Annotated in this window: 11 protein-coding genes; 8 read left to right on the forward strand and 3 right to left on the reverse strand. The window is 31.7% G+C overall.

Annotated features, from left to right (window positions below):
• Positions 1-2: 2 nt before the first annotated feature.
• Positions 3-317 (reverse strand): hypothetical protein, encoded by a 315-nt coding sequence (locus tag L0U77_RS01220; protein WP_233900640.1) that lies wholly within the window; start codon positions 315-317, stop codon positions 3-5.
• A 172-nt stretch (positions 318-489) separates the two neighbouring features.
• Between L0U77_RS01220 and thrS the strand changes: the two genes are divergently transcribed.
• The 5 genes from thrS to L0U77_RS01245 all read left to right on the forward strand — a co-directional run bounded on the left by thrS (position 490) and on the right by L0U77_RS01245 (position 4,463).
• The gene (thrS, locus tag L0U77_RS01225; RefSeq protein WP_233900641.1) at positions 490-2,436 is read left to right on the forward strand and encodes a threonine--tRNA ligase; all 1,947 of its coding nucleotides are present in this window, start codon (positions 490-492) and stop codon (positions 2,434-2,436) included.
• An 81-nt stretch (positions 2,437-2,517) separates the two neighbouring features.
• Positions 2,518-3,036: a translation initiation factor IF-3 gene (infC, locus tag L0U77_RS01230; RefSeq protein ID WP_101918024.1), complete on the forward strand. Its 519-nt coding sequence runs from the start codon at positions 2,518-2,520 to the stop codon at positions 3,034-3,036.
• Between the two features lie 51 nt (positions 3,037-3,087).
• On the forward strand, positions 3,088-3,285 hold the full coding sequence (gene rpmI, locus L0U77_RS01235; protein ID WP_058885811.1) for a 50S ribosomal protein L35: 198 nt from the start codon (positions 3,088-3,090) through the stop codon (positions 3,283-3,285).
• 112 nt (positions 3,286-3,397) lie between these two features.
• Positions 3,398-3,742, forward strand: coding sequence for a 50S ribosomal protein L20 (rplT, locus tag L0U77_RS01240; RefSeq protein ID WP_233896894.1), 345 nt, complete (start codon positions 3,398-3,400; stop codon positions 3,740-3,742).
• A gap of 121 nt (positions 3,743-3,863) precedes the next feature.
• The gene (locus L0U77_RS01245; RefSeq protein ID WP_233883833.1) at positions 3,864-4,463 is read left to right on the forward strand and encodes a hypothetical protein; all 600 of its coding nucleotides are present in this window, start codon (positions 3,864-3,866) and stop codon (positions 4,461-4,463) included.
• 91 nt (positions 4,464-4,554) lie between these two features.
• On the opposite strand, the gene L0U77_RS01250 is transcribed toward L0U77_RS01245, so the two are convergent.
• Entirely contained in the window at positions 4,555-6,231 is a 1,677-nt protein-coding gene (locus L0U77_RS01250; RefSeq protein ID WP_101918026.1) for a formate--tetrahydrofolate ligase, read from the reverse strand.
• A 252-nt stretch (positions 6,232-6,483) separates the two neighbouring features.
• On the opposite strand from L0U77_RS01250, the gene secDF reads away from it, so the two are divergent.
• The 3 genes from secDF (at position 6,484) to obgE (ending at position 11,872) form a co-directional block, all read left to right on the forward strand.
• Entirely contained in the window at positions 6,484-9,504 is a 3,021-nt protein-coding gene (gene secDF / locus L0U77_RS01255; RefSeq protein WP_233896893.1) for a protein translocase subunit SecDF, read from the forward strand.
• 117 nt (positions 9,505-9,621) lie between these two features.
• The gene (locus L0U77_RS01260; RefSeq protein ID WP_233898195.1) at positions 9,622-10,740 is read left to right on the forward strand and encodes an adenylate kinase; all 1,119 of its coding nucleotides are present in this window, start codon (positions 9,622-9,624) and stop codon (positions 10,738-10,740) included.
• A 142-nt stretch (positions 10,741-10,882) separates the two neighbouring features.
• On the forward strand, positions 10,883-11,872 hold the full coding sequence (gene obgE / locus L0U77_RS01265) for a GTPase ObgE (protein WP_233896892.1): 990 nt from the start codon (positions 10,883-10,885) through the stop codon (positions 11,870-11,872).
• 93 nt (positions 11,873-11,965) lie between these two features.
• On the opposite strand, the gene lipB is transcribed toward obgE, so the two are convergent.
• On the reverse strand, positions 11,966-12,670 hold the full coding sequence (gene lipB, locus L0U77_RS01270) for a lipoyl(octanoyl) transferase LipB (RefSeq protein ID WP_233900642.1): 705 nt from the start codon (positions 12,668-12,670) through the stop codon (positions 11,966-11,968).
• Between the last annotated feature and the right edge of the window lie 71 nt (positions 12,671-12,741).

Raw genomic sequence — 12,741 nt, forward strand, 5'->3', positions numbered from 1 at the left:
ATTTAATCATTCAAAATTTCAGTATTTTCAATATATAAAATATCGTTGTGTTTTTTAATATTCAAACGATATTTTTTTAAATCGGTGTAATTATGTAAGCGTTTTTTGAAGAATATTTTAATGGCATTTTTATATTTTTCTGAAATAGTTGGGTTTTCAAAAGTTACACCATACATTGTTTTTGTTACTTCAATAATGCCGATTAAATTAATATTTTCGGTTGGATTTGTTGGAAAACTTTTAAAAACTTCTCCCTGACGGATTTGTGCAATACTTAAAAAAGGCATTAATAATAGTATTAATTGAAAATTTTTCATGATATGAATTTACTAATTTTGGTTATAAATAATTGCTAAAATATTTTTCAAAAAAAAATAACATTTTAAAAACATTATATATTGTGTAAAAATTGTGTAAAAACGGCATTTACAATATCTTTGCGATTCTAAAATTTCCACTTGTAGGGAAATTAAATATAACTTATAGATAATGATTAAAATCACACTACCCGACGGAACGGTTAAAGAATTTGAAGTAAACAGCACGCCAATGGACGTTGCTAAAAATATTAGTGAAGGTTTTGCTAGAAATGTAATTTCGGCAAATTTTAACGGCACAACCGTTGAAACCACGACCCCACTAACCACAGATGGTGCTTTAATATTGTACACTTTTAATGATAATGACGGAAAAAAAGCATTTTGGCATTCATCGGCACACGTATTAGCACAAGCTATTTTAACGTTTCACCCTGATGCTAAATTAACCATCGGTCCTGCAATTGATAACGGTTTTTATTATGATATCGATTTAGGAGAAGACGTTATTTCTGAAAAAGATTTTCCTGCTATTGAGAAGAAATTTTTAGAATTGGCTCGTGGAAAACATGAATTTAAATTGCGTTCAATCTCTAAGGAAGATGCTTTAGCGTATTATCAAAAAGAAGGAAATCAATATAAAGTTGAGTTAATTGAAAATTTAACTGACGGAGATATTACTTTTTGTGATCATAGTGATTTTACAGATTTATGTAGAGGTGGTCATGTTCCTAACACAGGAATCATCAAGGCAATTAAAGTGATGAACGTTGCTGGAGCTTACTGGCGAGGTGATGAAAAAAATAATCAATTAACACGTATTTACGGAATTTCTTTTCCAAAACAAAAAATGCTTACCGAGTATTTAGAGTTATTGGAAGAAGCTAAAAAACGTGATCATAGGAAATTAGGAAAAGAATTAGAGCTTTTCACATTTTCACAAAAAGTTGGGGCTGGTTTGCCATTATGGTTGCCAAAAGGTGCTGCGCTTAGAGGTCGTTTAGAAGATTTCTTAAAGAAAGCACAAAAGAAAGCTGGCTACGAAATGGTAATGACTCCGCATATCGGACAGAAAGAATTATACGTTACTTCTGGTCATTATGAAAAATATGGGGCTGATAGTTTTCAAGCGATAAAAACTCCTAAAATGGAGGAAGAATTTTTATTGAAACCCATGAATTGCCCGCATCATTGTGAGGTTTATAACTTCAAACCACATTCTTATAAAGATTTACCAAAACGTTTTGCAGAATTTGGAACGGTTTACAGATATGAACAAAGTGGAGAATTACACGGTTTAACGCGTGTAAGAGGTTTTACACAAGATGATGCGCATATTTTCTGTACGCCAGAACAATTAGATCAAGAATTTAAAGACGTAATTGATTTAGTACTTTATGTATTTAAATCGTTAGGTTTTGAAGATTTTACAGCACAGGTTTCTGTTAGAGATATGAGTACTCCTGATAAATATATCGGGGATGTTAAAACTTGGGAACTTGCAGAAAAAGCAATTATTAATGCGGCAACCGATAAAGGCCTAGATTTTGTAATTGAAGAAGGGGAAGCTGCCTTTTATGGACCGAAATTAGACTTCATGGTAAAAGATGCTTTAGGCAGAAGTTGGCAACTTGGAACCATACAAGTGGACTATAATTTACCTAAAAGATTTGAATTAACGTATAAAGGTGCCGATAATCAATTGCATCAACCAGTGATGATTCACAGAGCTCCTTTTGGATCGATGGAACGTTTTATTGCCGTATTATTAGAGCATACAGGCGGAAATTTCCCGCTTTGGTTAACCCCAGAACAGGTTATCTTATTGCCTATCAGTGATAAATATGAAAAATACACGAAAAAAGTTTTAACTTTGTTAGAAAATTCCGAAATTCGCACCCTGGTAGATAGCAGAAGTGAAAAGACTGGAAGAAAAATTCGTGATGCCGAAGTTAGTAAAATACCTTTTATGGTAATTATTGGCGAAAAAGAAGAACAAGACGGCACGGTATCTGTAAGAAAACACGGTGAAGGAGATATTGGTACATTTACCATTGAAGAATTCTGCACACTAATACAAGAAGAAGTAAACAAAACATTAGTTCCTTTCAAAAACTAAAGGAAACTAAATAATAGTAATAACTTAAAATCATGAGTCATAGCAATTAGAAGAAGAGGCGGACGTAGACCGCTAAGGGTAATTAAAGAAGATCAACATAGAATTAATGATAAAATTAGATATGTTGATGAAGTTCGTCTGGTAGGCGAAAACATCGAAGTTGGTGTATATCCTTTAGAAAAAGCCAAAGAAATGGCAATCGAACAAGAGTTAGATTTAGTTGAAATTTCACCTAAAGCTGTACCACCTGTTTGTAAAATTATTGATTATAAAAAGTTTTTATACGAACAGAAAAAACGTGATAAAGCTTTAAAATCAAAGGCAACAAAAGTTATTGTAAAAGAGATCCGTTTTGGACCTCAAACCGATGAGCATGATTATGAATTTAAAAAGAAACATGCTATTAAGTTTTTACAAGACGGTGCTAAATTAAAAGCATTTGTTTTCTTCAAAGGACGTTCGATTGTTTTTAAAGAACAAGGGCAAATTTTATTATTAAAATTAGCACAAGAACTAGAAGAATACGGTAAAGTAGAACAAATGCCAAAATTAGAAGGGAAACGTATGATTATGTTTATCGCGCCTAAAAAAGCAAAATAAACTAAAAAAAAACGTTCACAATATATAAGCAAGATAAACTAAAAAACAGAAATGCCTAAAATTAAAACAAAGTCTAGTGCCAAGAAACGTTTCAAAGTAACAGGTTCTGGTAAGATAAAAAGAAAGCACGCGTTTAAAAGCCACATCTTAACAAAGAAGTCGAAAAAACGTAAGCTTAAATTAAGACATGCAACATTAGTTCACAAAGCTGATTTAGCAAACATTAAGCAGCAATTAGTTTTAAGATAATTGTTAGCACAGGGAATTTAATTAACCATGGAGTTAGGCACACCAAGTATTATCATCAAAATAATTTAATATAATTATTGATAATCGCCTACTACAAAAAAACATTTGAATTATGCCAAGATCAGTAAATTCAGTAGCCTCAAGAAGAAGAAGAAAAAAAATCTTGAAGGCAGCAAAAGGTTACTTTGGTAGACGTAAAAACGTTTACACAGTAGCAAAAAATGCGGTAGAAAAAGCGATGACATATGCTTATCGTGACCGTAAAAACAATAAGAGAAACTTCCGTGCATTATGGATTCAGCGTATTAACGCTGGAGCTCGTCAGTATGGAATGTCTTACTCTCAGTTTATGGGTAAAGCAAAAGCTAATAGTATCGAATTAAACCGTAAGGTTTTAGCCGATTTAGCGATGAACAATCCAGAAGCTTTTAAGGCCATTGTAGAAAAAGTAAAATAAGTTTCATATACTTGCTTATACTAAAAACCCAAACTTAAACGTTTGGGTTTTTTTAAATCCAAATAATAAAAAATATACTAATTTAAATAAACAAATTCAGTTTAATATAAAATTCTAACCAATGAAAACGCTAAGAATTATATTACTAATCATTATAACACAGCAAGTTACAGCCCAAAAACGATTATCTAAAATCCAAATTGATTCACTACCAAATACTATTGAAAATCAATTTATAAAAGCATATCGATTGTCAAATAATTGGCAAGAATACAAATTGATTAAACGTACGCACTTTATCAGTTTTCAAAAAAATATACTCGACAGTGTAACGGCTATCAAAAAAGATGTGCTTGCGAAACAACTTCAACTAGAAGCGCAATTAAAAAATGAAAACGTTTTAAAAAACGAAATTAATACGCTGAAAAATGATTTATCATTATCTGTTGAAAAAGAAAATGGTATTGCTATTTTTGGGTTTTTAATCGATAAAAGCCTTTATAACACGATTCTTTGGAGTATTATTAGTGGATTATTAATCGGACTCGCTTTTTTCATTTATAAATTTAGCAGTAGTAATGCGATTACCAGAGAAACCAAAAATTTATTAGTTGGTGTTGAAGATGAGTTTGAGCAATACAAAAGAAGTTCTATTGATAAAGAACAAAAATTACGACGTCAATTACAAGACGAAATTAACAAACAACGTGGTGTTAATTAATCAATATAAAAAAAACCTCAAGCAAAACTTGAGGTTTTTAGGATCTTAAATAATCGCTAAAACATTTTAAGAAATACTTGTTAAAATATTTTTAAGACAATCCTGAAATTACACCATTATTATCAATACTCATATTTTCTGATGCTGGTACGGCTGGTAAACCTGGCATACGCATCATTTTTCCTAAAATAGGAATGACAAACTGTGCCCCTGCTGCAATTTCTATTTCACGTACATTTACGGTAAAACCTGTTGGTCTTCCTATTAATTTATCATCATCTGAAAAAGATTTTTGTGTTTTTGCCATACAAACAGCAAAATCGTTAAATCCTAATCTGTCAATTCTACGTAAATTTAATTCCGCTTTTTTATCATAGGTTACCCCATCAGCACCGTAAATTTCTTTTGCTATAATTTCAATTTTATCTTTAATTGGACTTTTAAAATCGTATAAAGGTTTAAATTGTGTTGCTTTATTTTCAACAACATTTACAACGGCTTTGGCTAAGTTTTTAGTTCCTTCACCTCCTTTTGCCCATCCTTCTGAAACGACTGCTTCAACACCTAATTTGGCACACGCTTCAATAACAAAATTTACTTCTTCTTCTGAATCAGAAATAAAAGAATTGATAGCAACTACAGGCTCAATATTAAATTTACGAATGTTTTCAATATGCTTTTCTAAATTTTTAAACCCGTTTTCAACACGTTCTAAATTTGGCGTATTATATTCCTCTTTTTTTGCACCTCCATGATGACGTAATGCTCTAACAGTCGCCACTAAAACCACACATTTAGGATTTAATCCTGCGTATTGCGATTTGATATTTAAGAACTTTTCTGCGCCTAAATCTGCTCCAAAACCTGCCTCTGTAACTACATAATTAGATAATGATAATCCCATTTTTGTAGCAATAATCGTATTGGTTCCTTGCGCGATATTCGCAAAAGGACCTCCATGAATAATCGCTGGATTTTCCTCTAAAGTTTGTACTAAATTCGGCTTAATAGCATCTTTTAATAAAATTGCCATCGCATCTTGTGCGTTTAAATCACGGGCAAAAACAGGTTTTTTATCAAAAGTAAATCCAATAAAAATATCACCTAAACGCTTTTTTAAATCATCAAAATTCATCGCCATACAAAGTATCGCCATTACTTCGGATGCTGGAGTAATATTGAAACCATCTTCACGAGGAATTCCGTTTCCTGTACCTCCTAAACCAATGGTAATTTGACGCAAAGCACGGTCGTTCATATCAATTACACGTTTCCATAAAATGGTACGAGGATCAATATTTAAATTATTAACACTACTTTGAATATTATTGTCGATTAAAGCTGCTAATAAATTATTTGCTTTTTCAATAGCATTAAAATCACCCGTAAAATGTAGGTTGATATCTTCCATCGGAACTACTTGAGAATACCCACCACCAGCGGCACCTCCTTTGATTCCAAAAACAGGCCCTAAAGAAGGCTCACGCAATACTACCGTTGCTTGTTTACCTATTTTATTTAACCCTTCCGTTAAACCGATAGAAACGGTTGTTTTCCCCTCTCCTGCTGGAGTTGGCGTTAAAGCAGTTACTAAAACTAAGTTGTTTTTTGCGATTTTTTCTTCATCAATTAAATCTAAAGGCAACTTTGCTTTGTACTTTCCGTACATTTCTAAATCGTCTTCTTTTACATTAAGTTTCGTAGCAATATGCTTAATGTGTTGTAATTCTTTTGCTTGTGCAATCTCAATATCTGATAAATGTGCCATAGCTAATTATATAAATTTTAAGTTATTATTTTTTTAGATAAAATCAAGTAAATATACATAATATTATCTCGATAGAAAGGGGTAGAAAGAGATAAAAAGGGATAAAAAAAAGATATATCCATTAGATATCTTATTAGACTTCTTTAACCAAACCTGCTCCAAACATATAAATATCTAAAAATAATTGGCAAATCTTTTTCGAAATACTATATTTGCTCGTTTTAATACAGAACTCGATTTAAATTATTATAGATGCAAAACAAAGGTCTCATTAAATTATTTGCTGTCCTTTTCGGACTAGTAAGCTTATACCAATTGTCGTTTACATTTTTTGCTAATAAAGTAGAAGATAACGCAAAAGTATACGCAAAAGGAAACGTTAAAGACAACAATGGTAGAGCCTTAGCTCAATTTGAAAGGAAGTACCTTGATAGCGTTGCTAATGATGAAGTTGTAAATTTAGGAATTGCTAAATATACCTACAACGACATTAAAGAACGTGAAATGAACCTTGGTTTAGACTTAAAAGGGGGAATTAACGCTATTCTACAAGTATCTGTAAAAGATATTTTAATAGCTTTATCAAACAATTCAGAAAACACTGTTTTTACACAAGCTTTAGCAAAAGCAAGTGAAGCTCAAAAAAATAGTCAAGAAAACTATTTAGACTTATTTTTAACGCAATTCGAAGCGGTAAGTAACGGAACTGTTAAATTAAGTGATCCTTCAATTTTTGGAACAAAATCATTACGAGAAAAAATTGACTTTAACAAAACAAACGACCAAGTAAAAGAAGTTTTACAACAAGAAATTAATACATCTATTAATACCTCTTTTGAAGTGTTACGTAGTCGTATTGATAAATTTGGTGTAACACAACCAAGTATTCAACGTATCGGAAATTCTGGAAGAATTCAAATTGAATTACCTGGCGCAAAAGATATCGAACGTGTAACAAAATTAATTACAAGTACTGCCGAATTACAATTTTGGGAAGTATATACGAATGCAGAAGTTCAAAACTTTTTCTTTAGTGCAAATGCAAAAGTTGCTGAATTATTAAAAGATGATGTAGTAACTGCAACCACACAAGTTAAAGATTCTGCAAAAGTAGATGATATTGATGATTTACTAGGAGAATCAACTGATGAAACAAAGGCTGAGACTCAAAAAAGTTTATTTACCTTTTTAACTCCTAATATAGCTCAAAATCAACAGCAAATGAGTTCGCTAGTTGCACAAGCTAATATACAAGATACAGCTAGAGTAAACAGCTTACTTGCCAACAAAAGTGTGCGAGCATTATTACCAGCAAATTTAAAATACGTTAAATTTCTTTGGGATTATAAAGCACAAAAAAGCATCGATGGTACTGCTGAAATTATTGGTTTATACGCTATAAAATCAAACAGAAACGACAAACCAACCATTGATGGCGATGTAATTGCAGATGCAAATCAAGATTTTGACCAATTAAGCAAGCCCGTTGTATCAATGACAATGAACGGAACTGGAACTAAAAAATGGGCAAAAATGACTAGCGATAACGTTGGGAAATTCGTTGCCGTTGTTTTAGACAATTACGTATACACTGCACCTGTAGTAAACGGAGCAATTACAGGAGGAAGTACTCAAATATCTGGAGGAACCATGACTGTGGAAGAAGCACAAGATATTTCTACGGTATTAAAAGCTGGTAAATTACCTGCTCCTGCAAGAATTATTCAAGCAGAAGTTGTAGGACCGTCATTAGGACAAGAATCTATTAATGCAAGTATTTGGTCATTCGGATTAGCGATTTTATTAATCTTAATTTGGATGTTTTTATACTACGGTAAAGCGGGTCTTTATGCAAACATTGCACTATTAGTAAATATTTTATTTATCTTCGGATGGTTAGCTTCTTATAATGCTGTTTTAACTTTACCTGGAATTGCAGGTATTATTTTAACTATCGGTATGTCGGTAGATGCGAATGTTATTATTTTCGAAAGAATTAAAGAAGCCTTAAGCGGTGGAAAAACATTAGCAACAGCGGTTGATGAAGGATTTAGTTTTAAAGGAGCTTTATCGGCAATTATTGATGCCAATATCACGACATTTTTAACGGGTGTTATTTTATTTATCTTTGGAACAGGACCAATTAAAGGATTTGCCTATACATTAATGTTAGGTATTGCAACTTCATTATTTACAGCGATTTTTATCACGCGTTTATTAATTGATAAATCTGTTGAAAAAGGAACTGCTTTACCTTTTAACACGAACATCTCTAAAAACTGGTTTCAAAATATCAATATTGAATTTTTAAAGAAACGTAAATTAGCCTATATTGTTTCTGGATCTCTTATTTTAATTGGATTAATTTCAATTTTTACGTTAGGTTTAAAACAAGGTGTTGATTTTAAAGGAGGACGTTCGTATGTTGTTCGTTTTGATCAACCAATGAGTGCTACCGAAGTTGCTACGAGCTTAAAAGATGCTTTTGGAACTGCTCCAGAAGTAAAAACATATGGTTCAGATCATCAATTAAAAATAACGACCGCTTTTAAAATTGATGAAGATGGTAGTGAAGTAGATGATTCAGTTCAAAAATCATTATTTACAGGATTAAAATCATATTTAGGAATAACTTCTTATGAAGATTTTAAACCTGGATTCGAAAAAGCAGGTAGCGGAATTATGAGCTACATGAAAGTAGAACCAACCATTGCTGATGATATTAAAAAATCAGCATTATGGGCAGTAGTCGGTTCATTAATCGTCGTATTCTTATATATTTTATTACGTTTTAGAAAAATCGCTTTCTCAATTGGTGCAGTTGCAGCCGTTTTCCATGATGTATTAGTGGTATTAGGCGTATTTTCTATCTGTTATAAATTCATGCCTTTTGATATGGAAATTGGACAATCATTTATTGCGGCAATTTTAACCGTAGTTGGATATTCATTAAATGATACGGTGGTAATTTTTGATAGAATTAGAGAGTTTACAGAAGAGAAAACAACCATATCAGCAGGTTTAGTAAACAAAGCCTTAAACAGTACGTTAGGTAGAACTATAAACACTTCTTTAACAACATTATTAGTAATGTTAGCAATTTTCTTCTTCGGAGGAGATAGTATTAAAGGATTTATGTTTGCCTTAATTGTTGGGGTAATTGTAGGTACATATTCTTCATTATTTGTGGCAACACCAATTATGTTTGATGCTTCTAAAAGAGCTCAAGAAAATAATGAACAAAATATCGAAGAAAATAAAGAAACCGTTTAATACCTTTTCTATTATTTCTAAAATATTATAGTTTACAAAAACCGTTTTGAATTATATTCAAAACGGTTTTTTCATTTAAAATCAAGCAACTATCTTTGCAGTATTATTTGCAATATTATGAAAATTACAAAACTTCACGATTTATACTTTAAAGAATTCATTTCTTCAAATGAAATAGCCACTATTGTTACACGATTAGCAAAACAAGTAAAAGCGGATTTACCTAAAAATGAAGTTCCGTTATTTATCGGAATTTTAAACGGTTGCATTATTTTTACTGCTGATTTTTTACGAGAATATAAAGGCGATTGTGAAATTAGTTTTGTAAAATTAGCTTCGTATCAAGGAACAACATCAACAGAAAATGTAAAAGAACTCATCGGTATTAATGAAGATTTAACCAACCGAACTGTTATTATTCTAGAAGATATTATTGATACAGGCACAACGTTACAGGAGATTTATGAAATCTTCAAAACAAAAAATATTAAAGAATTAAAAATAGCAACACTTTTTTTTAAACCAGATGTATATCGAAAAGAATTGCCCATAAATTATATCGGAAAAAGTATTGAAGATAAATTTATTGTTGGTTACGGCTTAGATTACAAAAGTTATGGAAGAAATTTATCCGCTATTTATCAATTAACAACACCACCGAAAATGAAAAACATCGTATTATTTGGCCCTCCAGGCGCAGGAAAAGGAACACAAGCAGATTTATTAAAAGAGAAATATAACTTAGTTCATATTTCAACAGGAGATGTTTTTCGCTTCAACATCAAAAATAAAACTGAATTAGGAGTACTTGCTAAAACATATATGGATGACGGAGATTTAGTTCCTGATGAAGTAACTATCAATATGTTAAAAGCTGAAGTAGAAAAAAATACTCAAGCCAACGGGTTTATTTTTGATGGCTTTCCAAGAACGCAATCACAAGCGGAAGCTTTAGATGCTTTTTTAGCAGAAAAAAACGAGCGTATTAACGGAATGGTTGCCTTAGAAGTTCCTGAAGATTTGTTAGTAGCACGTATTTTAGAACGTGGAAAAACAAGTGGAAGAACTGATGATACTGATGAAAGTAAAATTAGAAATCGTTTTAATGAATACAATACGAAAACGGCTGTTTTAAAAGATTTTTATCAAGAAAAAGGTACGTATTACGGTGTAAATGGCGTTGGAGATATCAACGAAATTACAGAACGTTTATCAGAAGTATTTGATACTTTATAAAAAGTTTTGTAACATACGTTGTAAATATTAATCACTTTATTAGTCATTTTTTTAGCTATTTTTTTTGATATTAAAATCGCTAATAAAGTATTGTTATAATTATTACTACTGTTTAAATAAAGCAGTAAAGAACTTAGAAAAAATGACTGAAGGAAATTTTGTTGACTATATAAAAATCTATGCATCTTCTGGTAAAGGAGGTCGAGGTTCTGTGCATTTACATCGTGAAAAATACATTACTAAAGGTGGTCCTGACGGAGGTGACGGTGGTCGTGGAGGACACATCATTTTACGTGGTGATAAAAGTATGTGGACACTTTTTCACTTAAAGTTTAAACGTCATTTTAGGGCTGAACCAGGTGGAGATGGAAGTGCAAGTCGTAGTACAGGACATGATGCAAAAGACATTATTGTACCTGTTCCATTAGGAACCATTATTCGTGATGCCGATACTGATGAAATTTTATATGAAGTTTCTGAACATGATCAGAACATAATATTGTTACAAGGTGGAAAAGGAGGACTTGGAAACTGGCACTTTAAATCATCTACAAATCAAGCACCACGTTACGCACAACCTGGTATTGATGGAGTTGATGGTTGGTTCCGTATTGAGCTTAAATTATTAGCCGATGTTGGTTTAGTTGGTTTTCCAAATGCTGGAAAATCTACTTTATTATCAGTAATAACAGCAGCAAAACCTAAAATTGCAGATTACGCTTTTACAACCTTAAAACCAAACTTAGGAATTGTAGAACACCGTAATCACAAAAGTTTTGTAGTTGCAGATATTCCTGGAATTATCGAAGGAGCTGCCGAAGGAAAAGGATTAGGACATTATTTTTTACGTCATATTGAACGTAATTCGACCCTATTATTTTTAATTCCTGCCGATAGCGACGACATCAAAAAAGAATATGAAATTCTATTAAACGAATTGCGTAAACACAATCCTGAATTATTGGATAAAGACCGTTTATTAGCTATTTCTAAATCAGATATGCTAGATGACGAGTTAAAAGAAGAAATTAAAAAAGAGTTACCAAAAGGTATTGATGCTTTATTTATCTCCTCTGTAGCCCAACTTGGTTTACAAGAATTGAAAGATAAATTATGGGATATGTTGAATTAATTTTAGATGAAATTTATCTAAAATAATAACAAAAAAAGCAATCTCATTTTATTGAGATTGCTTTTTTACTTTAACATTTTAGGTTTTAATATTTTAGGCTTTTATAAATTCTGATACTTCAAAAAGTTCTTGAAAATGTATTAATATTTTTTGTTTTACAGCAGTTTCTGAAACTTCATATCCTAATTCGGCTTGCATCGAAGTAACCGCTTTTCCTCGGATTCCACAGGGAATAATATTATCAAAATAACCAAGATTTGCATTTACATTTAAAGCAAAACCGTGCATCGTTACCCATCTGCTGGCACGAATTCCCATCGCACAAATTTTTCTAGGAAATGGTGTTCCTACCCCTAACCAAACGCCTGTTTCACCATTGCTACGCTCCGCTTTTAAACCATATTCGGCAACAGTTAAAATAATTGCTTCTTCCAATAAACGTAAATATTTATGAATATCCGTGAAAAAATTTTCTAAATCAAGAATCGGATATCCAACAATTTGTCCTGGCCCGTGATATGTGATATCTCCTCCCCTATTTATCTTGTAAAAAGTGGCCCCTTTTTCTTTCAATTGTGTTTCATTGAGTAATAAATTACTCAAATCACCCGATTTACCAAGCGTATAAACGTGCGGATGCTCGACAAATAAAAAATGATTCGGTGTAGCAATATTTGTTGAATTTACTCTATTTTGACGCTTTATAAAAACGGTTTGCTCTAATAATTTAGTTTGATATTCCCAAGTTTCTTTGTAATCTTTTTTACCTAAATCACTAAGTGTTATTTTTTTATTCATAAATTTGTGTTCTAAAACAAGTTCCCAAAGGTAGCGAAAATTAACTTTAAGCGGTTAAAATGCTCCTATTA

The organism is Tenacibaculum piscium (genome assembly GCF_021390715.1).
GTDB lineage: Bacteria > Bacteroidota > Bacteroidia > Flavobacteriales > Flavobacteriaceae > Polaribacter > Polaribacter piscius.

Bases quoted from the DNA above. Each gene is read 5' to 3' on its own strand.
- L0U77_RS01220 (WP_233900640.1), bottom strand. From the start codon at position 317: ATGAAAAATTTTCAATTAATACTATTATTAATGCCTTTTTTAAGTATT.
- thrS (WP_233900641.1), top strand. From the start codon at position 490: ATGATTAAAATCACACTACCCGACGGAACGGTTAAAGAATTTGAAGTA.
- rpmI (WP_058885811.1), top strand. From the start codon at position 3,088: ATGCCTAAAATTAAAACAAAGTCTAGTGCCAAGAAACGTTTCAAAGTA.
- rplT (WP_233896894.1), top strand. From the start codon at position 3,398: ATGCCAAGATCAGTAAATTCAGTAGCCTCAAGAAGAAGAAGAAAAAAA.
- L0U77_RS01245 (WP_233883833.1), top strand. From the start codon at position 3,864: ATGAAAACGCTAAGAATTATATTACTAATCATTATAACACAGCAAGTT.
- L0U77_RS01250 (WP_101918026.1), bottom strand. From the start codon at position 6,231: ATGGCACATTTATCAGATATTGAGATTGCACAAGCAAAAGAATTACAA.
- secDF (WP_233896893.1), top strand. From the start codon at position 6,484: ATGCAAAACAAAGGTCTCATTAAATTATTTGCTGTCCTTTTCGGACTA.
- L0U77_RS01260 (WP_233898195.1), top strand. From the start codon at position 9,622: ATGAAAATTACAAAACTTCACGATTTATACTTTAAAGAATTCATTTCT.
- obgE (WP_233896892.1), top strand. From the start codon at position 10,883: ATGACTGAAGGAAATTTTGTTGACTATATAAAAATCTATGCATCTTCT.
- lipB (WP_233900642.1), bottom strand. From the start codon at position 12,670: ATGAATAAAAAAATAACACTTAGTGATTTAGGTAAAAAAGATTACAAA.